Origin of the sequence: Leptospira johnsonii (assembly GCF_003112675.1) — a bacterium.
Lineage (GTDB): Bacteria > Spirochaetota > Leptospiria > Leptospirales > Leptospiraceae > Leptospira_B > Leptospira_B johnsonii.
In genome coordinates, this window is record NZ_BFAY01000006.1 from 173,503 (window position 1) to 195,232 (window position 21,730).

The window sequence follows — 21,730 nt, forward strand, 5'->3', positions numbered from 1 at the left end:
ATGGTCATTCTAGGTTTAAGCGGATTTTTTACTTAGGAACACCGGGATGCCGCTAAATGCTGCATTTCCGGAAAGTTCATCCAAAACCTGATCGTCAGTCAAATCATTGATGCTAGACCCAGCAAATTTAGAAGCGACTTGCAAAGAGACTCCTTCCTTAGCATGTCCGAATCCGTGAGGAATACTTACCACCCCTCTCATTATCTCTTCGGTGATTTCGGCAGGTAATCCGATCTTACCTACTCTGGATTGTACAAAGACTTCCTCTTCTTCTTTGATACCGAGTATAAGAGCATCTTCCGGATGGATCATGAGCGTACAGCGATCTTTTCCGGTCATTAGTTTTGGAAGATTATGCATCCATGAATTATTATTTCGTAAATGTCTTCTTCCTATCAGTAAGAAAGAACCGTTATCATTTTTGTCAGCGAGAAGTTTTTGTCCGTATTTGGCCAATCGATCTAGATCTGAAACCACTTCTTTTGGTACAAGTCGGATCATCTTTTCTTCTGTCCATAGTCTGTCCGGAAAGCATGGTTTCAACGCTCCCAAATCCACTCCATGAGGACTGTTTTTTAGAAGTTCTAAACTCATGCCTACAGAAGATCCCGATTTTTCCCCGTAAGGGCCCGACTTCAAAGCATGATCTATGATCGCGGAAGGAGTGATCTTGGTCTTGATCAATTCTTTAGGCAAAGGTTTTTCCGATTTTAAGAGCTCTATTCTTTTAGTTAGATCCGAAAAGATTTCCCAATCGTGCAACATTCCTTCTTCCGGTTCGAAAGCGGGTTGGTTGTATCTGACAGTATTTCGTACTGCAAAAACGTTAAACACTAAATCGTAATGGTCATGTTCCAAAGCGGAACTAGGAGGAAGAATATAATGAGCATGCTTAGTTGTCTCATTTAAATAAAAGTCCACACTTACCATAAATTCTAGATTCGATACCGCCTTCTCCAATTGAGAACCGTTCGGAGTAGAAAGTATAGGATTTCCTGCAGAAGTTACTAGCGCCTTAACCTGGCCTTGTCCAGGAGTTAGAATTTCTTCAGCGAGGGCTGCGACTGGTAATTCTTCGTTAAACTCGGGTAAGTCCCTGACTCTGGAACCATAGGTATGAAAACTTCCGGGAGAACTTTTCATCACTCCTTTTGGATCTATCATGTCCACCGCGGGAAGAGTGAACATTGCACCTCCCACAGAGTCCATATTTCCGGTGATACAGTTAATAGAATTGATAAGCCATTGGCAAAGTGCACCGAATGCCTGTGTAGAAACGCCTACACGACCATAACATACTGCACCCGCAGCCTTAGAAAATTCGAGTGCGATCCGCTCCACAGTTTCTGCGGCGATACCTGTTAGCTTTTGTGTCTCAGAAGCGGGATATTTTGCGGCAATCGATCTCAGTTTCTCTAGATCTTCTTCTTTAATTAGGGAATTTTTCTTTGTTAAATTTTTCTTAAATAATACATCTATAATGGAGAGTAAGAAGAAAGCATCCGTTCCAGGAAGGATGAAATGATGTTCGTCTGCATGAACTGCAGTTTCGGTCTTTCTAGGATCTATAACTACGTATTTTCCTCCTCTTTCCTGGATCTCTTTGAGTCTCTTTTTAACATCCGGAACTGTCATTAAACTTCCGTTAGATGCAAATGGATTTCCTCCCAAGATCAGAAAGAAATTGGTCCTATCTATATCGGGGATCGGAACCAGAAGTTGGTGACCGAACATCCAATAAGAAAGTAATTGGTGAGGAAGTTGGTCTACAGAAGTCGCAGAATAATTGTTTTTTGTTCTTAGGCGTCCTATAAACCTTTGGCCGAATAACATGGAACCGTAATTATGAACGCTTGGGTTTCCGCTATACACAGCGATGGAATCGTTTCCGTATTTATTTTGGATCTCTACAAGTTTCGTAGCGATATCGCTAAGAGCTGTGACCCAGTCTACCTTCTCCCATCCGTTTTGTGTACGTTTTAAAGGAAATTTGAGTCTATCCGGATCCTCGTATAAATTTTTAAGTTCAGGTCCTTTGGCACATAGATGGCCTCTACTGAACTTATCCTCTTTATCACCTCTGATTGCGGTTACTACATTGTCTTCTATCTCGAGTCGGAGTCCGCACATAGCTTCGCATAAAGTACATGATCTATAATGTTGGCGTACCATTTCTTGTTCCTGTCCCGGGTGAGTTATCTCCCATCCGAAATTAGAAAGCAAGCATTTACGAAGTTTATAGTACTTTATATGATTGGAGGCTCGAACTATTTCAATAGTTTGTTCAAATAAGGAACCAGATGTTTGGAAAGGATCTTATGACCTTCTGCAGTGGGATGGATCCCATCGTCTTGGTTCAGCCTTTTGTCTCCGGCAACACCTTCCAGTAAGAATGGCATAAACTCAGTCTTTTCCTTTTTAGAGATCCTGGGAAATAGTGCCGCAAATTCTTTTGCGTACTGTGGACCCATATTCGGAAGCGTTCTCATTCCAATTAATAGAATTTTGATGGAAGGATATTTCGCTCTGGCTTCTCTAATGATCCTGGTGAGATTCTCCTCAGTCATCTTTGTAGGAAGTCCTCTCAAAGAATCGTTTGCCCCGAGTTCCAGAACGAATACATCGTATTTTGTATTCAAAACCCAGTCCAGTCTTGCAAGCCCTCCGGAAGTGGTGTCCCCGCTCACTCCTGCATTTACATATTGCAGATCCGGATATTTTTTTTGAAGTTCTAAGGCGGCTAGGTGAACGAAGGATTCTTCCGGCCCATTCAATCCATAACCTGCGGTGAGACTATCTCCAAAGAACAGTATCTTTTTGCCGTTTGATTTTATTTCCATTTTAGGAGAGGCCTTTGGTTCTTGTTCGGATCCTTCTTTATTGCAAGAGGCAAACAAAGAGAAGATTACTAAAAAACTAAAAAATCCATAATACGATAAACGGCTCATTTTTTCTCCTATCTCCAATTCGACCCATCTGATACAGCCAAGGTCCCAAAAACTAGGGCTTTAAGTTCTGCTTTACGAATACGCAACCGATTGGGATCTAGTAAGTATGTTCAAACGGTTTTTAGTCGCAGGCATTTCTGCCGCTTTCTTATTCTTCTTATTCTTTTGGTTGGGCCAATTCAGAAGTGAACTCCAAGCCCAGGAAATCCAAGAAGGAATGCTCCGTCAAGCTGAGGAGATCAGTTCCAAACTCAGCCCGGAAGAATTAGTAGGACAGGTCATCCATGTTGCGATCCCTGGAACCGTTTTAGATCCGATCGCTAAAAAAGAAATCGAGACGATCAAACCTGGTGGAGTAATATTATTCGGAAGAAACTTGGGTTCCAAGTCCGAGATCAAATCCTTGAACAAGGATCTGCAAACAAGTGCATTAGAAAATACTGGATTACCATTGCTCATCTCCGTAGACCAAGAAGGCGGAAGAGTGATCCGTGTAAAAGACGGAGTGACCCAATTCCCTGGAGCAATGGCACTCGGCCAAACCAAGGACAAGGACATGGCTAAAAAAGTGGGCTTTGTCACTTCTTACCAATTGAGAAAACTGGGACTGAACTTTTTATTCGCTCCCGATATGGATATCAATAATAATCCGTTCAACCCGGTTATCAATACTAGATCTTTAGGAAGTAATTTAGAAACTGTATTAAACGCTGGAGTTTCTTACGAAGAAGGTGCAAGACTCGGTGGTTCCATTCCTGTGATCAAACATTTCCCTGGTCATGGGGACACCAATGTGGACAGTCATTTAGGACTTCCTAAAATAGAAAAAACATTAGAAGAATTGAAAAACTTCGAACTGATCCCGTTCCAAACTTCTATCCAAAACGGCGCGGATGCGATCATGAGTGCACATATCGTATATCCTAAGATTGATCCGAATTTCCCTGCCACTCTCTCCTCTAAAATTTTAGGAGATCTTTTACGCAAAGAATTCCAATACCAAGGGCTTATCATCACTGACGCGATGGAAATGGACGCGATAGACGAACATTACCAAAAAGAAGATCCAGGTGTTTTGGCTCTAATTGCAGGTGCAGATATTATCCTTATGACTAGTTGGGGCCCGACCACTCAATCCATGAGAGATCAGATCCTAAAGGCTTACAAAAAAGGAACTTTAGTAAGAGAAGGAAAAGATCTTCTAAAAGAAGCGGTCAAAAGACAAATTTATTATAAACTAAAATATGGGATCATTTCCGAATTTGGAGAACTTGCGACTGCCGGAAGGGCTAACTCCGTTTTTCCAAAAGAACTACCTGAAGTATTAAAAAATCATTTTATTGAACAGGATAAAAATAGAGAAAGTTTATTCTCCCAATATTACGAGGACACTCTAAACAGAGACGTAAGTAGAAAGGCAATCGTTTCCTTTCCTAAAACTTTCCTTCCAGAACAAGTGTCAGTAGATAAGACTGTATTCTATTTAAAAGGAGAAGAATTTGTCTCTGACCTAAGAACTCGCACTATTCCTAATTCGGATCTTTCTAACCTTCGTAAAAAATTGGAAAAGAAAGAAGCAAAACGTGCGGTCTTAAATTCATTTACTCAAACTGAATTGGATCTGGCTCTTTCTCTTGCCCAAAAATTTCCGGAAGCGGAGATCGTATGTTTACATTACGGAACTCCGTTCTTGGATCTTCCGGATGCACCAAATCTCAAAATATTATTCTCTTTTTCTCCTACTTTAGAATCCAAAAAGGCATTACTCTATTCCGTTTTGGACAGAAAGAACGAGGTCCCACTTGTGGATCTGATCTTAAAACCGAATCCTAGAAAAGCTTCCGCGTCAGCAGAAACGGAAGTGGATTCGGTAAGTAAGAATACTAAGTAATTTGGAAACAAGGTCCCCGGTCGTTCAAAAAACAAACAGACCGGGGATCTATGTACATTATCCATTCTGCGTTCACAAATGCAGCTACTGTGATTTTTATTCGGAAGGGATAGGATTAGAACCTTCTCCCCTCGAAGAAAATCTATTCTCCAAATATAAGGAAGAAGTTCTCCTCAGACTTAAAAATTTTCCGAACTACCAGGACCTTGTATTTGACAGTTTATTTTTCGGCGGGGGAACTCCTTCCAAAGCATCGTACACACGATATGCAGATTTTATAAAATTCTTAAAGAACAATCTAAATCTTTCTCCGGATTCGGAGATCACATTAGAATGTAATCCGGAAGATGTGACTCCAGAATATCTGCAAGGATTATATGATGCTGGGATCAACAGAGTCCATGTAGGGATACAATCCTTTCTTCCTAAAAATCTGAAGTTTTTGGACAGATATTTCGATCCGGAAACCTATTCCAGGACACTAGAAGCATTACAAACTTCTAAAATAGAGAATTACGGTGCGGATCTAATGTTCGGAGTTCCCGGGCAAACTGAAAAAGAATTTTACGAGGATGCAAATTCTGTTTTGGCTTCCGGAGTTTCTCATATCAGCATCTATGCCCTCACTGTGGAAAAAGGAACTGAATATAGTAGAAAAGTTTCCGCTGGAACTGTTCTACCGCCTTCTGAGGAAGTGCAAGAAAGGATCCTCCAAGACCTTCCTGATTATTTAAGATCTAAGGGATTTGAGCAGTATGAGGTTTCCAATTACTCCAAGCCTGGACTTTTTTCTAGGCATAATATGAAATATTGGACCTACGAAAATTATATAGGGATTGGTCCAGGCGCACATGGTTTTCTACCTGGAGGTAGGTATTCCAATCCGAGAAACACTTCCGCTTATATCAATGGAACCGGAAAAAATCCAAGCTCTTACGAAACTTCTGATCCGTTTGAAGAGATCCTAATTTCTCTTTTTAGAATATTTCTCCCCATAGATCTAAAAGATTTTTTGGATTATTTTCCAGACAAAAAAGAGAGGATCCTTTCCAAACTGAGACAAAAAACCTTAGAAGGAAAATGCAGTTTGGACGGGACCATTTTCCAATGGAATCCCAAATCAGTCCTATTTTTGGATTCCGAAATTTTAGATCTGGCAGATCAGGAAGATTAATCCACTTTAAACTTTTCTATCAATCTGGAAAGTTGTTCCGCTAACATTTGGGTCTCACCGGAGAATGTGGTAAGATCGTCCGCACCACCTGCGATCTCCTGGGTCCCTTCCGAAATGCTGATAATCGTTTTAGTGATCTCGTTCGTAGCGTTTTTCTGTTCGATAACCGCTTCTTCTATCTGCATACTGAAAGAAGTTAAAGTATTGGAACTAGTTTGGATCCGGGCAGTATTCGCTTCTTGGTCTTTCACAGAAACTAAAACCTTGTTCGCAGAAATTTCGAACTCATTCACACTTTGTTTCAATTTTTTTAATATTTGAGAAGCTTCTTCTACCTTAGAGTTACCGTTCATCACAGCATCGTTTGTGGACTCTACAAGTTCTCCGATCTCCTGCACAGAGCTGGAAGTTTGGGAAGCAAGTTTGCCTATCTCTTCTGCGACTACTGCGAATCCTTTTCCAGCTTCTCCTGCTCTGGCCGCTTCTATTGCTGCGTTTAATGCGAGAAGATTCGTTTTTTCTGAAATCTCAGTGATAATAGATAAGATTTCCGTAATTCTAGAGGCACTTTCTCCGATCTCGCCCATCGCATTCGTGGAGGCAAACATTGCATTCTCACCGGTCACTGCCTGTCTTTTGGATTCAACAGCTAGATTAACAAGACCCTGCATCTCCTGGTTGATACTTACGATCTGTTCTTTCAAGCGCATGGAGTTGCCGTCTATCTCTTTGGTATTCTCTACCGCTTTTTCCATGGACTTGCCCACATTTTGAGCCGAGGCAGCGAGTTCTTCTACAGCAGCGGAAGATTCTTCTGCGGCTGAAGCTTGTGTCTGCGCGATATCTGCAAAGTTTCTGGAAGAAACCGCCATCTCTTCCGATTTGGAACCCAATTTTTCGGAAGAAGATCTCATCTCCTTGACCACGTTCAGAAGATTCTCTCTCATCTGGTCCATGGATAGAAATAATGTACCTATCTCGTCCTTTACTGGATAATCATTCTTTACCGTCAGATTTCCCTTAGCGATCTCATCCGAAAAACCGATCGCTTTCAAAAGACCGGAACTCACCAATCGATCGAATATTAAATTTAAAGAAAGTAGTACAACAATCAAGATCAGCAAAGAGGAAAGAGCGGCTTTTAAAATAATATCTCCAATACTTTCATAATATACTGAATTTGGAATACTCACCATTAGTGTCCAAAATTTGGGATCCTTTCCTATATGAAATGGAAAATAATAAGCGGTGTTCCCGCCAGATTCGTATACGAATCTTTTTCCCTTTTCTACATTTTCCAGATATTGTTTTAGTTCGTTTTCATCCGGGATCTTTTTGCCAAGAAACTCAGGATTTTCTCCATTGATCGCATACAAACCTGCAGGAGAAATAAGAGCGATATGCCCCTTATTCCGGAAAGGTTTTTTATTCCCGATCTTCTCTTGTAAATTTTTCAGATCGATATCCATACCGGCAGCACCGAAAAATTGGCCGTTCACACTGATTGGGACCACAAGAGAGATCATCAGTATATTCTTACCGCTCACGGTGTAATAATAAGGTCCCACTACCGTAGGCTTATCCGTCTTCTTAGTAACCTGATAAAAATCTCCGGTGCCGTCCGTATTATTATAATCTCGTAAAGGTTCTAGATCAATAATGTCCGTCGCACGAGCTCGGTTTAAGTATGGAATAAAACGGCCTGAGCCGTCATGACCGGGTTTATTCTGATATATTGCGTCCTTTCCGTCATACGCATTCGGTTCATAACAAAGCCACATCCCGAAATAGTCTTCGTTACGTTTCATGATCTCACGAAGCGTTTGGATTACTTGATCCCTTGGAGGAGAAGCATAGATCAAGGGAAAACGAAGGCCACGGATCAAACCCATGAGAGTATTCAGCTGCTCCATAATCTCGAAGGTCCATCTTTCTGCGGTAACATCGGAACTTTGTTCCACTTCCTCTCTCAGGTTCTGGTAAGAAGAATAGGAATTATAAGCCGCAAGCAATGAGAATGCGGTAAAAAGAACGATGGAAATATATAAAGAAATTCGGAGCCGAATACTCATAAGGGCTCCATTCTTAAAATGGAAAGAAATATGGGAACGCTTTTTCTTTCTAACTGACTTTGAATTTTCCGATCAAATTGGACAATTGCTCGGATTGCCCATGCATATCACCGGAGAATGTAGTGAGATCGTCCGCACCAGTCGCAATCTCCTGTGTCCCTTCGGAGATATTTACGATGGTTTTAGTGATCTCCTCCGTTGCTCTCCTTTGCTCTGTCACTGCTTCCTCGATCTGAAGGCTAAAGGTCATCAAAGAATTCGCACTTTCAGCAATCTCTTTGGTATTGGATTCTTGGGTTTTCACGGAACTCAAAACCGCCTTAGCGGATTTATCGAATTCGTCCACCCTCTCCTTGATCCTTTGTAGGATCTGAGACGCCTCACCCATTTTATTATTTCCGTCTAAAACAGCATTGTTGGTAGAATTCACCAGTCCACCAATCTCTTGCACGGAGCTGGAAGTTTGAGAGGCAAGTTTGCCTATCTCTTCTGCGACCACTGCAAATCCTTTTCCTGCTTCTCCAGCCCTGGCCGCTTCTATCGCTGCGTTTAATGCGAGAAGGTTCGTTTTTTCCGAAATTTCAGTGATAAGAGATAGTATCTCATTGATCCTAGAAGCACTGTCCCCGATCGCACCCATGGCCCGATTAGAAGTGCTCATCGCAGATTCTCCGGTTACAGCTTCTTCTTTGGAAGAAGCAGCTAAACTTACCAGACTTTGCATTTCCGCATTGATACTTGCTATCTGTTCTTTTAATAAGATCACGTTTCCGTCAATCTCTCTCATACTGGAGACAGCTTTTTGCATGGACCTACCGACGTTTTGAGCGGAAGCTGCTAATTCTTCGACCGCTGCGGAACATTCTTCTGCAGCAGAGGCTTGTGTCTGAGCCACGTCAGAGAAATTCCGGGAAGATACAGCCATCTTCTCTGCTGTTCCGGCTAACTTATTTGTGGATACACCGATCTCTTTTACCACTCCAAACAGATGTTCCCTCATCATGTTCATCGCAGACAATAACGCACCGATCTCGTCGTTACGTTTATAATCAGAAGAAGCGAGTAAATTTCCTTTTGCAATTTCTTCCGAAAATCCAATCGCCTTCAGTAGACCTGCGGAGATCAATTTTTGGAATATAAAATGAAGAACGATCACTATCATACTCACAATAAGTAAAGAAGAGATCGCATTCTGAAAAAGTACACTAATTAGTTCTTTCGCAAAAATAGAATTTGGAATACTGATCTGCATCACCCATTGTTTCTGTCCTTTTCCGATCTTGAACGGAAAGAAATGATGAGTATTTCCATCTGATTCATAAGTAAAACGTTCATGCTCTTCCGATTTGGATTGTACTAATTTTAATTCTTCCGCATCAGGAATAACTTTACCGACTAGACTAGGATCCCCTCCATTCGCAGCATAAATTCCTTTCGGAGAGATAAGAGCCAAATATCCTAAACCACGAAAAGGTCTTATACTTCCCATGGTCTCTTGTAATTGGGCAGTAGTGATGTCCATTCCAAGCACACCCCAAAACTTGCCTGCATTGCTTACTGGAACACAGATAGAGATCATCTGTACTTGTTTTCCACCAGCATTGTATGTATATGGATCCGTTACCAAAGGTTCCATTGTCTTTTTAGGGATCTGGTAAAAATCTGCAGTTCCATCGGTTGCCTCATAATTGGTAGAAGGCTCTATCACTGCATCTGTAACCGATTTTACGGAATGAACATAGGTCACGAATCTTCCTGTGGAATCATGCCCCTTCGTATTTTTATACTTAGCATCCAAGCCATCGAATTCGTTCGGCTCATATACGACCCACATTCCGAACCATTTCGGATTTCGATGTAGGATCTCCAACATGGTATTCACCACTTCTTCTCTTTTAGGATTGGAGAAGATAAGAAGCATCCTAAAACCCCTGGTCATTCCCATAGCGGAATCCAGATAATCTTTCACTTCGAAAGTATATCTTTCAGCGCTTAATGCAGAACCGGACTCTATTTCCTTATGCAAGCTACGGTACGAGATCACTGAATTGATTGCAGTGAGTACTGCAAAACCTAAAAACAAAACTAAGGATAAGTATAACGAAATTCTGGCCCTGATACTCATAGGAGGGAATTAGAATAGGGAAACCTTAAATATGGAACAAAAAAAACTCTTTCCGATACGAAATTGTAAAAAAGAAAAACGATCTATATATGAGATCGCTTCATTTTGTTAATACGTTTGTTTTTATTAGGAAATTAATTTCCAACGCCAATTTTATTTGTAATCTAATTGTAATAATTTTGTAACAATCAATTTGCCTTAAAATTGACGACCTTTAATGGTCAGTTAGATCTGTATTTTAAGGCGATTTGGCCAGTACGTGCGATTTCTTGGATCCCGAACTTCTGCATCATTTCCATAAAATGTTCCACCTGCCTTGTATTGCCGGAAAACTCTATGGTCATAGTGGTCTTGGTCAGGTCCGCGATCTTTGCTTGGAACACTTCACAAATAGAAATGACCTCGGTACGATTGGAATCCTCCACTTTTACCACAACAAGTACGAGTTCCCTGCTGATACAGTCATGATAGGCAAGATCTTCTACATCGATCACATCCGGAAGTTTTAGAAGTTGGCGTTTTACCTGTTCTACTACGGAATCGTCTCCCTTGACTACGATCACCATATTCGAAATTTCAGGATCCTGGGTAACACCTACCGCAATAGAATCTATATTATAACTTCTTCTGGTAAATAGACCGGACACATGGCTCATCACTCCCGGATGATTGTTTACCAAAATTTTCAGTATATGTTTCATTTTTTACCGGCCCGAACTGTGTCGGAAAATTCGATCATGTCTTTTTGGGATTTGCCCGCAGGGATCATCGGGAATACTTTTTCTTCCGCGGGGATCATAACTTCTAAGATCCTTGCATCATCGTCTTCTAAGAAAAATTCCAATGCCTTATCGATCTCCGATTTATTAGAAATCCTTAATCCTTTTATGGAATAAGCCTCTCCTAATTTTACGAAATCAGGATTATAATTCCATTCAGACTCGGAAAATCTTTCCTCATAGAATAGTTCCTGCCATTGACGGACCATTCCTAAGAAGTTATTGTTAAAGATCAGGACCTTGACCCCTTTCTTATACATTGCGATGGTTGCCAATTCCTGGATATTCATCTGGATTGAACCGTCTCCGGAAACACAAATTACTGTTTTATTAGGATTTCCGAATTTAGCCCCGATAGCTGCCGGAAGGCCATAACCCATTGTACCAAGTCCTCCGGAAGTCAGCCAACGATTCGCTTCTTCAAAAAGATAATATTGAGCGGCCCACATTTGGTGTTGTCCCACATCAGTGGAAACAATTGCTTTTCCTTTACTCTTTTCGTATAATTTCTGCAGGAACCCTTGCGGTTTGATAGTGTCGGTGGAATCGTCGAACTCTAATGGATGATTCTTCTTTAATGTATCTAAAAATCCGACCCAATCGGAGCGATCTACCTTATTCACTTTCGGAATAAGCGCCTTTAGGACTTCTTTCAGGTCACCATGTAGAAGATGATCCACAGAAACCCTTTTATTAAATTCCGCAGTGTCTATGTCAATATGAGCGCGAACGGCGCCCTCGGCAAATTCGCCAGGTTTGGCGACTCGGTCGTCGAACCTAGCTCCCAAGTTTAGAATATAATCACATTCTAATACAGCTTTGTTAGCGTAAGCAGTCCCGTGCATTCCTAACATTCCAACAGCAAGTTGGTGAGTGCCTGGAAAAGCTCCGATCCCCATAAGAGTTGTGGTAACAGGAATATTTCCCTTCTCCGCAAGCTCCTTGATCTCCTTGGAAGCATTCGCATTGATCGCTCCTCCTCCTACATAAAGAAGAGGACGTTTTGCCTTATTCAATGCTGCTGCGAAAGAATCCAAATCTCCTCCAATCGGAGGCTTTTGGTAATGTCTAGGATCTATTTTAAGTTTATCCACTTTACGAACGGAAGTGAGCTCCGTCTGTACATCCTTTGGAAAATCCAAAAGAACAGGACCGGGTCTTCCGCCTAAGGCGACTAAGGTTGCCTCTTGGAAATGTCTAGCGATATCATCCGCGGACTTGATCAGCGCATTGTACTTTGTGATTGGGATAGTGATCCCATAAATATCGGCCTCTTGGAAAGCATCTGTTCCAATTGCGTTGGTTGCTACCTGTCCGGTGATTGCAAGGATAGGAACCGAGTCTAGTTTTGCGTCAGTAAGTCCAGTTACAAGGTTCGTAGCCCCCGGACCGGAAGTGGCAATACATACCCCTAGCTTTCCTGTAGAACGAGCATACCCTTCTGCCATATGGATAGCGCCTTGTTCATGGCGGACTAGGATATGTTTGATTTTAGTACTTTTATATAATTCGTCGTAAAATGGCAGAATTGCTCCGCCAGGATATCCGAAGACGATATCCACTCCGTATTCTTCCAGGAGTTCGACCATCAAGCGGGCACCGGAGATTTTTGCTTCGGTTTTCGGCATCTTTCCCTCGTTAGAATCCATTCCATGCGAAGTAAGGGCCCTGTCAAGAAGGAAGAATGGACTATAACTTTCGCATTATTTTATGCGCTGCAAACCGCGATTTCTCTCTTTTTTTCCAATTTCAAATTTTCTTTACGGATTTAGTACCAAGGAAAACCTTTACTCATCCGTCAAAGTAATATTAAATAAAAAATTGAATGAAGAATCTTACGGATCTTCCTTCTAAATTTAAAAAGGAACTTCGGTCCTATGAACGAGCCTATTGAAAAACCCCAAGCAGGAAAGGAAGAAGAAGATTCACATTTTGCTCAGATCAAAAGTTTAGCAAAAGAGGCCTACCGTTTTCTGGATAGCAGACAATGGGACAAAGCCGAATCTAAATTGAAGGAACTTCTGGCTAAGGAACCGAGTAATACTTACGGTTTAGTTGGGATGGGAGACCTTCATTTTAAACGAAAGGAATTCAGACAGGCCCTGGATTTTTATAACAGATGTATCAAAGAAGATTCATCCAATAAGTTCTCTCTGATGGGGCTTATGAACTGCTACAGGGAGATGAACCTACTCAATCGAGTCATCGAAGTAGCGGAAGAATACAGACATATTACTATCACAGACGCATCCATTCTAAGTAGAGTTGCGGACGCTCATAGAAAACTCAAAAACTTCAAAGAATCAGAAGTATATTATATGCAGGCATTGCAGATCAATCCTAAGGATCAGTATGTGATCGTAGGTTTGGGGCATTTATTCTTTGCCTGCCAAAGATATAAAGACGCAATCAGCTGGTGGGAAAAACTCTTGGTTATCCAACCGGATAATATCAAGATCCTAACCGAAATCGGTAACAGTTATCGTAAGATCAAAGACTTTGACGAGGCGATCCGTTATTATCGCAGAGCTGCCGACCTGGATCCAAGGAACTTTTTCGCATTATACGGTTTGGCAGAATCTTATCGTGGTAAAAAGGATTTCCGCAAAGCGAACGAGTTCTGGGAAAGAATTCTGGAGTTCGATCCGGATAATAAACTTATCATCAACAGATATGCTGACAGTTTAAGAGGTATGGGAGAATTCGACAAAGCTTTAGAATGTTTTAACAGAATTCTTTCCGAAGGTGAGGATTATTTCGCGCTTCTTGGTAAAGCTTCTTCTTTGAAGATGAAAGGTGCAAGAGATAAGGCGGAGGAAATTTATGTGGATCTCCATAAAAAGTTCCCAATGGATCCTCGCCCAGTGGTAGAACTTTCGGAACTCTATTCCGATATAGGAAAAAGAGACGAAGCCCTCAAGTTATTAAACGACTTCCACAAAAAGCAGCCTCTAAACGAGGAAGTAAAACAAAAGCTGGATTCTTTCTCGGAATAATTCAGTCTTTTACTTCTACCCTATTTTTCTCCCTCTCTAGAAACTCAGGGAGGGGAAAAATTTCCTCCGTTCCATTCTTTAAATATTTTGCCTCAGCATTCCAAACTCCGTTCTTTCTAGTCAGCTCTACATGATGGTGCCAGATATTTCCTTCTTTGTCTGAAAATATGCGAGGGACTCGCGCAGGATTTAGATACAGAATACCTTCTTCTTTCTTTTTCCATATTCTGGTCTCAACTCTTAATTTTCTGGAAGAATGGTGCATATGCCCTGCGATCACTACCTTGGGAGTTTTGCCTTGGCTCGAAAGTTTTCGGATAAAATTACCTAAATCCTTATCTCCAAAGTCCCCCTCTTCACTTTTAAAATCGCAGCCCCAAATATCATGAGCCCTAGCTCCTAAACCGAAGGGACCATTATGGGCAAGTATGATCAGATCCTGTTTTTGAAAGTCCAGACCTTGGACTAACTCCAGAAGTTTATTCTCCGACTCTTCGTAGGAAGAAATCCCGAACACAGACTTAATAAAGATCTGAAAATTAAATCTGGCTCCCATAGAAAGAGGTCTAGCCCCTAAAAGTGAAATACCTTTACCGTCATCGGAAAGATTATACCCGCAAATTCGAGTGTCTCCCAGATCTTTTAGAAGTTTTTTGTATCGAAGCAGATGAAAAGTATGACTTAAGTAACCCATGTTAGGCGAAGCATTGGTAATTTCCATGAGCAACTGAGGGATGGAAGTAGTATCATGATTTCCTAAAATAATATACTTTGGTTTCCGAATTTTAGAGATCGATTGAGCGATCTTGTTCGCATTCCTCGGGAGATTATTTCCAAGATCTCCGGTAAATATCACAGAATCATAATTGCTTTTGGAAAAGTACTCGGTATCGACCCAGGTCCAGAATCCATGTATATCGCCTACTACAGCAATCCGCCTGTCAGAAGAATCAAATATCAATTTTTCCTTCCTAAATTTTAGGTTTCGTCCCTAAGACTTTTTTAAACAAACTTTTTCAGATCGTACTAGGTCGAAAAAAAAATCAACCAGGATCGCGCATGAAAAACATAAACAAAGAAATTTCCGTCTTCTCCGCAAGGTTCCTATTCTTAACCGAGGGTCTAGGTTATCTAATCGGAACTCCATTTGCGATCGTATTTCTGGTCCATTTCATGGACTTAGATCTAAAGGGAGCCAATTCTCTTTGGTTTGTCATGGGTGTGATCTTCGTCCTAGGACTTATCACCAGTTCACTTTCTTCTTTTTATAAATTAAAACCGCTACGAAAATATTCCAAACAATTTGCAGAAGGTGCAGTAACTCGAGAAACGGTCATGGGCGCTCAAAAAGCGGTGTTCCGCCTCCCGATTCTACACGCATCGGATATTCTGGTGAGGATCTGGCTGGGAGGTGGGCTCTTTGTAGTTTCACTCGGTATCTTTTTACCGATCAGCAAAACAGATTATTCTATCCTTTTAGGACTAATAGTATTCGGAGGACTTGCGAGTGCGGTTTATTTTTATCTCATCACGGATTGGCTAAAGGACAATTTAACCAGAACAGATCTATTCGGTTCTATATCTTTAGAATCCTTGGTAAAACTCAATCTGACCAGATCCTTGGCGCTGATCTTCTTTTCTATCGTTCTAGTCTTGGCGATCGGAGTCTCGCTAGTAGTTTACAAACTCAATTACGAATCCCTAAAAAGTGCTTATACTAATCAAATGCTGAATGTGGCCCAAACCCTGGACATTCTCACCCAAGGTATCTATGAGGACACGGAAGAAGAAGCCGAACTAATCATTCGAAACAAAACCTTAGGACTTTTGGTCTCGCAAAAAAAATGGAAGGAAGCGGAGAATTTCTTAGGTAATTTTTTAGGGACCAGCCAAAGATTCGAAGGAATAGCAGTCTGGAAAGAAGCAGGAGACTGGTTCTCTCATTCCGTCGGGACTGGCACCTTAGCAAGTAGCGCGATAGTTCCTTTAACTTCCGCATTCCAACTTCCTGGAGCGGACGAAATAAGAAATATACATAAGGAAAAAACGTTCTTTTTCAGCGAGCCTTCTAACTCCACCCAAAACGGTTCTCCTGTCATTCTATATATTAGAGAATTTGAATTAACGGACGGCTCCAAGGCTTTTCTGGTATTTTCCGTTCGGATAGGAGACCTTACAAATAATATCATCCAATCCATCAAGATCGGAAAAACAGGTTATCCCGGACTACTAACCCCTAAGATGACCTTCTTAAATCATGTCAGCGAAAGTATGAGATTAAAAAAGATGGAAGATCTTCCTTTTGCGAAATTCTTTGTAAACGCTCAAGATGGAGTCCCTATCAAGTATGTGATGGACGGCGCTTATAAATCCATGTTAGTTCATACTAATAAAAAATACGGATTTAGATCTTTTGTAACCATCGCAAATGAAGAAGTTTCCAAAGAAGCGATCTCTACGATCTTTTATATGTTAGCCATCTCATTCAGCGGGCTATTTGTTATTGGGTTTATCATTTACTTCATTCTATCCAAAAGTCTAAAGCCATTAAGCGATAGCCAAAACCTGATCGAAAAAATGTCGGAAGGAGACCTGACCCATAAACTCACAGTTCTTTCCAGGGACGAAATCGGAGAGATGGCGATCAGTATCAATGAGTTCAATCGTAAGGTAAAAGCGGTACTTCATAAAATTTTTGATGCGTCTCATAGTCTGGCAAATTCTTCCGAAGAGATGTCAGGCACGTTAAAGACGATCTCCGATAATGCACAAAGCCAGGCGGCGGCCTCCGAGGAAATTTCCGCTTCTATCGAGGAGATCTCCGCTGGAATGGACGCAATTTCTTACAGAACCAAAGAGCAAGTCAGTCTTTTGAATTCTTTGGATTCCGAAATGGAAGAATTTTCTTCTTCTATCCAAAACACTTCCGAAAATCTGGAAAACACTCTTTCTCATGTAAAAGAGATCACTGACGAGGCCAGAAGAGGTGGAAAGTCTTTGGAATTGACTGATCAAAGTATCAAGAAAATTTCCCAGAGTTCTGACCAGATCACCGGTGTGATCGAGATCATCACAACCATTTCGGAACAGATCCATCTCTTAGCGTTGAACGCAGCTATCGAAGCAGCAAGAGCCGGGGCAGCGGGAAAAGGATTCGCGGTGGTCGCGGACGAAATTTCCAAACTAGCGGACAAAACTTCCGACAGCATGAAAGAGATAGAAAATATTATCCAAGCAAACGAAACAGAGATAGGGATCGGTGTCAGCAATATCCGGGACACAGTAAGTGTGATCGGAGGGATTATCCAGAAAATAGAAACGATCTATATTCGGATGAACGAGGTATCTTCCGTGATGGGAGAACAGCTGGTCCGAAATCAGATCGTGAATAAAAAAGGCCAGGAAGTAAAGGAAAGGTCAGAAGGCATCCAAACCGCAATCCAGGAGCAAAAACTGGCAGTAGAAGAAATTTCTAAAACAATTTCGAGCATCAACGACCTGACCCAATCTAACGCGTCTTCTACAGAAGAATTGAGTTCCGGTTCAGTAGGACTCGCCCATTTGTCCGAGGATCTGAAAAACCAAGCAGAGTACTTTCATTTTTGAGATTACTCTCTCCGAAATTTCGGGAGAATAAGAAGATCCCGAAACTTAGTTGCATTTTAGAGAATTTATTCTAATTTGCGCTTATATGGAATGGGAAAAAATCTTAAGGGACTCTGTACGGGACGGTTCAATCAAGGAATTGTATCTCCGGAGAGTGCCCACCCTGAAAACCTGTGATGATTGGAATAAGGTAAAAGAAATAGGTCTGATCGATCACAAAACCAAATATGCCCACTATAAGGGTGGATTGGTTAAATTCGGGGAAGGTCTTTTTTTCGTGAGTGAAGAAAGGCTCCAGGCCTTGGCTCCATTTCGCAAATGGGAATTCAAAACCAAAATCAAAGTCACCCCGGACTGAAGAGTCGCGGAGTTTTTCTCACACAGAGGCGCTAAGCCGCTTTAGTTTTCTTATCTAGTTAAGTTGATGATCAGGTTCAGTTTTTCGGCGACGGTGATCACGTCTTGGACCCTAGTTTTATCCACAAGCACTGCGGTTGGTCCAATTTCGTCCAAAACTATCTTCTTGCCTTTGATCTGACCAAGTAAAAGTTCCATCACGTTCTGGTCTTTGGTTCGGACAAGCACACAATCCTCTGCAACTTCCACCACAGGCAGGTTTCCGCCCCAGTCTTCTAATAAGAATAGAAGGTTTTGGGCCAGCTCCGCTTTGCTAGAAGCTTTTAAGAAGTCTACGAACTCATTCGTTTTATATCCCAGTAGAATTCCCAATTGGTAGGCTTCTTTGGTCAGAACGAAAGTATAAACCCTGTCGTAGTCTTTGAGTTCTGTGAACGCTTTTAATAGATGAATTCCGTAGATAGAAACTTTTTCCGGGAATGCGATTACGGAGAAGTCCGGGTTGATCGTAATTCCACCCTTCTCTGTAACTCCTGCAAGCTCTCCCGTTTGGAAGAAATATTCTCCCAACTTAGAAAGAGTTAGGAAACGGTTCGGGTATTCTACTTCTAATAGTCCGAATAAATGCAGATAGAAGATCGCACTCATGATCTCCTTACGAAGATCCGCCAGATCCGTCTGGAAATTTTTCGTGCGGAAACCAGGGCTGAAGATCAGATGTTCCCTGATAATATTAGAGAAAATAACGGAAAGATGGATACGTTTGGACTTGATGATCAGATTCACACATTTGTCCAAGATCATCTTATCGTAAAAAGGCATTTCCGTAGGTTGGAAAACTTCAGGAGGATTGACCCGTTTCATTCTGGCCTCGTTCACCTCATGGATGACGAGTTTCATGATCTCGAATATATCCTTGCTTAAAAAACCGTCCAGGTCCCCTCTCAGAATGATATTCTCGCCTTTGATGTCCGCCAGGTTCAAAAGTTTCAGGATAGGAAGGATAAGTTCCATCTGATAGATCTGGCTTTTTTCCGGGAAGATACTGATATCCGGATTTAATAATTCTTGTTCCGTTCTTTTATGATCCGCCTGTTTTACCTTGCCGGATTTAGCCAGAACCAAACCTTTTCTGCTGATATAAGAAAGGAGTTTTTTGGTATTTAAAAAGAAGTCCAACTCGTTAGTCGCGAGCTTTTCCTGTCTTTGGCGAGTTCCTTTTTTAACGGAAGGCAGGATCGGATTGTTTTGGATATATTTAAGAAGTTCTTCCGGAAGAGCAAAAATCCTGACGAACTTCTCTTCTACGAAACAAACGTCTGCAATCATCCCTTTTTCGACCAAGGAAGGAATAATGGTCTCGTACTTGCCTCGGCTCATTACGATAAAACTTCTGATATCGTCCGCGTCAGCCGCACCGCCACTCAGGTAGATCCTGACCACGGTATCTCTTTCCAGTTCGGATAAGGATACAATAGCTGCCTCATACGCCTCGTCGGAAGTCGCGTGAGTGATAAACTTGCGAATACTATCTATCTTTGCAGGAGCCTTGACTGCTTTTTTCCATTCGTTGGAAATATCAGTCAGCTTCTTACGATCTAGAAGTTTTTCGACGGAGACCTTATATTTGTCTCCTTTCAGGTTTTGATCTAAGGAAACTAAATCTGCCAGCTCGTCAAAGGCATGGTACTTATCCAGGTTATTGGTAAGTCTTTCTCTGTTTTTTCTTTGGTATACGAGTTGGTATTTGCGAAGAAGGTTAAGTTCCATCTCCACGTTGATAGGAGGAATGTTTACTTTTCGGGAAATCTCTCCCAACGTAAGAACATTCTTATTTTTTAAGATAGAAGTATAGATATTAACTTGGAGTACAGTGAGTTTTTCAAGAACCCCTTTGAGGTAAAACTCGTCTAGAAAACTGTCATAAAGAAACTTAACGTTCTTATTCTTTTCCTTGAACGGGAGCTTGGGAATGTTCCAGAGAGAGGCGGTCTTCTTTAGGTCGTTCAGTTCGAGTTTTTCTAATTCTTGCAATAAAACCGATTCGCCGCTCATACCACTGACCGAAATTATCGTTCGAGAGCCATACTCCAATTCTCGCCGCTCCCGTAAACTAAAATACGGTTTTCTCGGCCGAGCATGAAAAATAGACCCGAGTACCTTTCTTTAGGTTCCTTATCCCGAACAGAGTATCTTTCTCCCTGATTTGGATTGTGTTCCTTTCAAGTTATCTTAATCTGGAGCTGAAATGCCAGGATTTCTAGACCAACTTCTGCAAGGGGTAAACAGTGCTAGTCGCATAGTGACCAGTAGTTATGTTTTTTCCACCAAAACCATCCTACTTTTAAAGGATTTAGCTACAGGAGGAAGCAGTTCGCGTAATATTCCAGTCCGACTGAGAGAAGCGTTTGAAGAATTAGGAGCAACGTATATTAAATTAGGCCAATTCATCGCTTCGGCCCCTTCTCTCTTTCCAGAAGAAATCGTAACAGAGATGCAAAAATGTTTGGATTCCGTACGACCTCTTCCCTTCTCTGAGATCGAAAAAGTATTAAAAAAAGAACTGGGTAGAGATTACCAAAATTTATTCCAAAGTATAGATCCGGTTCCAATGGCGTCAGCCTCCATCGCGCAAGTACATTCCGCAGTGACCAAGGACGGTTTGGATGTGGTAGTTAAGGTGCAAAGACCGGATATAGAAGGTGCGTTAGGAGCAGATCTCAATCTTCTATTCTTAGCCTCAAAATTATTCGAAGTATTCGTGCCGGGCCTGAACAAATCAGGACTTTCAGAAATGGTGGGAATGTTCCAATCTTCCATTTTAGAAGAAATTGATTTTATAAAAGAAGCAAATAACTGCGAAGAATTCGAAAGATACCTTCTAGCCTCCGGAGAAACCAGAGCAAGAGTTCCTAAAATTTATAAAGATCTCAGCACCAAAAAAGTTTTGGTTATGGAGAAATTCTACGGAGCGCCTATTACGGACGAAGTTTCTCTTCGTAAATTCAGTAAGGACCCTTCTAAGACGCTTTCAGACGCATTGGAGATCTGGTTTTCTACACTTTCCAGATCCGGATTTTTTCATGCGGATGTACATGCAGGAAATCTAATGATCCTAAGAGATGGAACAGTAGGTTTTATAGACTTCGGGATCGTAGGTAGGATTTCCTCAAAAGTCTGGGAAGGTCTAATGATCTTTTTAGAAGGTCTTGCTTTAAATAGAACGGATAGGATCGCAAGCGGCCTAGTTCGTATGGATGGGACCGCTAAAGGCGTAGACGAAAAAAAATTAGCCAAGGACTTGGAAACTGTCTTCGATCAAATGAGTAAGATGGTCTTGGACATTCAAATGGGAGAATTGGACGCATTTGACGAGCAGAAAATGAATGCTATGCTTTTCGAGTTCCGAGACATTTCGGACAGGAACGGATTAAAGATCCCAAAAGAATTCGGACTTCTTATTAAACAAATCTTATACTTTGACAGATATATCAAATCTTTCGCACCGGAACTCGATCTGATCCGGGACAGGGAAAAATTTATCAAATGAAATCCAAACTTTTCGAATTGGAAGAGGGAGAATCCGGAAAAATTACCGGAATTAAAAACGAATCCGGAAAAACGGGACTGGTCCGTAACCTTTTAGATATGGGTTTTCTTCCGGGAACAAAGATCACCGTGGTCCGAAAATTCCAGGACCAGGACAAGATGATCGTAAAATTAGGCCTTGTTCGATTGGCCATTCGAAAATTAGAAGCGGATCTTCTGGAATTGAACTAGTT

At 41.4% G+C, this 21,730-nt stretch carries 15 protein-coding genes; 7 read left to right on the forward strand and 8 right to left on the reverse strand.

Annotated elements, in window-relative coordinates:
* Positions 1–15: 15 nt before the first annotated feature.
* Positions 16–2,130: a molybdopterin-dependent oxidoreductase gene (locus tag LPTSP_RS04460; protein WP_439956992.1), complete on the reverse strand. Its 2,115-nt coding sequence runs from the start codon at positions 2,128–2,130 to the stop codon at positions 16–18.
* A 137-nt stretch (positions 2,131–2,267) separates the two neighbouring features.
* Entirely contained in the window at positions 2,268–2,948 is a 681-nt protein-coding gene (locus tag LPTSP_RS04465) for an arylesterase (protein WP_108927628.1), read from the reverse strand.
* Between the two features lie 106 nt (positions 2,949–3,054).
* On the opposite strand from LPTSP_RS04465, the gene LPTSP_RS04470 reads away from it, so the two are divergent.
* Positions 3,055–4,839, forward strand: a complete 1,785-nt coding sequence (locus LPTSP_RS04470; RefSeq protein WP_108927629.1) for a glycoside hydrolase family 3 protein — start codon at positions 3,055–3,057, stop codon at positions 4,837–4,839.
* A gap of 1 nt (position 4,840) precedes the next feature.
* Positions 4,841–6,013: a radical SAM family heme chaperone HemW gene (gene hemW, locus LPTSP_RS04475; protein ID WP_108927630.1), complete on the forward strand. Its 1,173-nt coding sequence runs from the start codon at positions 4,841–4,843 to the stop codon at positions 6,011–6,013.
* Here hemW and LPTSP_RS04480 read toward each other — a convergent pair.
* The 4 genes from LPTSP_RS04480 to ilvB all read right to left on the reverse strand — a co-directional run bounded on the left by LPTSP_RS04480 (position 6,010) and on the right by ilvB (position 12,617).
* Positions 6,010–8,085 carry a methyl-accepting chemotaxis protein gene (locus LPTSP_RS04480; protein ID WP_108927631.1) on the reverse strand — a complete coding sequence of 692 codons (2,076 nt, stop codon included), beginning with the start codon at positions 8,083–8,085 and terminating at the stop codon, positions 6,010–6,012. The two genes, hemW and LPTSP_RS04480, sit on opposite strands and share 4 nt — an antisense overlap.
* 49 nt (positions 8,086–8,134) lie before the next feature.
* A complete protein-coding gene (locus LPTSP_RS04485; protein WP_108927632.1) occupies positions 8,135–10,210 on the reverse strand; it encodes a methyl-accepting chemotaxis protein in 2,076 nt (691 codons plus the stop codon).
* Positions 10,211–10,431: 221 nt separating this feature from the next.
* Positions 10,432–10,911: an acetolactate synthase small subunit gene (gene ilvN, locus LPTSP_RS04490; RefSeq protein ID WP_108927633.1), complete on the reverse strand. Its 480-nt coding sequence runs from the start codon at positions 10,909–10,911 to the stop codon at positions 10,432–10,434.
* Positions 10,908–12,617, reverse strand: coding sequence for a biosynthetic-type acetolactate synthase large subunit (gene ilvB, locus LPTSP_RS04495; RefSeq protein WP_174704424.1), 1,710 nt, complete (start codon positions 12,615–12,617; stop codon positions 10,908–10,910). Before ilvB ends, ilvN begins: the two co-directional genes overlap by 4 nt.
* A 249-nt stretch (positions 12,618–12,866) precedes the next feature.
* On the opposite strand from ilvB, the gene LPTSP_RS04500 reads away from it, so the two are divergent.
* Positions 12,867–13,985, forward strand: coding sequence for a tetratricopeptide repeat protein (locus LPTSP_RS04500; protein ID WP_108927635.1), 1,119 nt, complete (start codon positions 12,867–12,869; stop codon positions 13,983–13,985).
* 1 nt (position 13,986) lies between these two features.
* On the opposite strand, the gene LPTSP_RS04505 is transcribed toward LPTSP_RS04500, so the two are convergent.
* Positions 13,987–14,946: a metallophosphoesterase gene (locus LPTSP_RS04505; RefSeq protein ID WP_108927636.1), complete on the reverse strand. Its 960-nt coding sequence runs from the start codon at positions 14,944–14,946 to the stop codon at positions 13,987–13,989.
* Positions 14,947–15,044: 98 nt separating this feature from the next.
* On the opposite strand from LPTSP_RS04505, the gene LPTSP_RS04510 reads away from it, so the two are divergent.
* Together LPTSP_RS04510 and LPTSP_RS04515 are read left to right on the forward strand one after the other, a co-directional pair.
* Positions 15,045–17,591, forward strand: a complete 2,547-nt coding sequence (locus LPTSP_RS04510; RefSeq protein ID WP_108927637.1) for a methyl-accepting chemotaxis protein — start codon at positions 15,045–15,047, stop codon at positions 17,589–17,591.
* 85 nt (positions 17,592–17,676) lie between these two features.
* Entirely contained in the window at positions 17,677–17,949 is a 273-nt protein-coding gene (locus LPTSP_RS04515) for a hypothetical protein (RefSeq protein ID WP_010515454.1), read from the forward strand.
* 50 nt (positions 17,950–17,999) lie between these two features.
* Here LPTSP_RS04515 and LPTSP_RS04520 read toward each other — a convergent pair whose 3' ends face one another.
* The gene (locus LPTSP_RS04520) at positions 18,000–20,003 is read right to left on the reverse strand and encodes a phenylalanine--tRNA ligase subunit alpha (protein ID WP_108927638.1); all 2,004 of its coding nucleotides are present in this window, start codon (positions 20,001–20,003) and stop codon (positions 18,000–18,002) included.
* 193 nt (positions 20,004–20,196) lie between these two features.
* Between LPTSP_RS04520 and LPTSP_RS04525 the strand changes: the two genes are divergently transcribed.
* Together LPTSP_RS04525 and LPTSP_RS04530 are read left to right on the forward strand one after the other, a co-directional pair.
* Positions 20,197–21,498 (forward strand): ABC1 kinase family protein, encoded by a 1,302-nt coding sequence (locus LPTSP_RS04525; RefSeq protein ID WP_108927639.1) that lies wholly within the window; start codon positions 20,197–20,199, stop codon positions 21,496–21,498.
* Positions 21,495–21,728: a FeoA family protein gene (locus LPTSP_RS04530; RefSeq protein WP_008592751.1), complete on the forward strand. Its 234-nt coding sequence runs from the start codon at positions 21,495–21,497 to the stop codon at positions 21,726–21,728. Before LPTSP_RS04525 ends, LPTSP_RS04530 begins: the two co-directional genes overlap by 4 nt.
* Positions 21,729–21,730: the final 2 nt, after the last annotated feature.

Excerpts from the sequence above, each read along its gene's own strand:
- LPTSP_RS04460 (WP_439956992.1), bottom strand. The coding sequence starts at position 2,130 with ATGTGCGGACTCCGACTCGAGATAGAAGACAATGTAGTAACCGCAATC.
- ilvN (WP_108927633.1), bottom strand. The coding sequence starts at position 10,911 with ATGAAACATATACTGAAAATTTTGGTAAACAATCATCCGGGAGTGATG.
- LPTSP_RS04470 (WP_108927629.1), top strand. The coding sequence starts at position 3,055 with ATGTTCAAACGGTTTTTAGTCGCAGGCATTTCTGCCGCTTTCTTATTC.
- ilvB (WP_174704424.1), bottom strand. The coding sequence starts at position 12,617 with ATGCCGAAAACCGAAGCAAAAATCTCCGGTGCCCGCTTGATGGTCGAA.
- LPTSP_RS04480 (WP_108927631.1), bottom strand. The coding sequence starts at position 8,085 with ATGAGTATTCGGCTCCGAATTTCTTTATATATTTCCATCGTTCTTTTT.
- LPTSP_RS04515 (WP_010515454.1), top strand. The coding sequence starts at position 17,677 with ATGGAATGGGAAAAAATCTTAAGGGACTCTGTACGGGACGGTTCAATC.
- LPTSP_RS04485 (WP_108927632.1), bottom strand. The coding sequence starts at position 10,210 with ATGAGTATCAGGGCCAGAATTTCGTTATACTTATCCTTAGTTTTGTTT.
- LPTSP_RS04525 (WP_108927639.1), top strand. The coding sequence starts at position 20,197 with ATGCCAGGATTTCTAGACCAACTTCTGCAAGGGGTAAACAGTGCTAGT.
- LPTSP_RS04465 (WP_108927628.1), bottom strand. The coding sequence starts at position 2,948 with ATGAGCCGTTTATCGTATTATGGATTTTTTAGTTTTTTAGTAATCTTC.
- LPTSP_RS04510 (WP_108927637.1), top strand. The coding sequence starts at position 15,045 with ATGAAAAACATAAACAAAGAAATTTCCGTCTTCTCCGCAAGGTTCCTA.
- LPTSP_RS04500 (WP_108927635.1), top strand. The coding sequence starts at position 12,867 with ATGAACGAGCCTATTGAAAAACCCCAAGCAGGAAAGGAAGAAGAAGAT.
- LPTSP_RS04520 (WP_108927638.1), bottom strand. The coding sequence starts at position 20,003 with ATGAGCGGCGAATCGGTTTTATTGCAAGAATTAGAAAAACTCGAACTG.
- LPTSP_RS04530 (WP_008592751.1), top strand. The coding sequence starts at position 21,495 with ATGAAATCCAAACTTTTCGAATTGGAAGAGGGAGAATCCGGAAAAATT.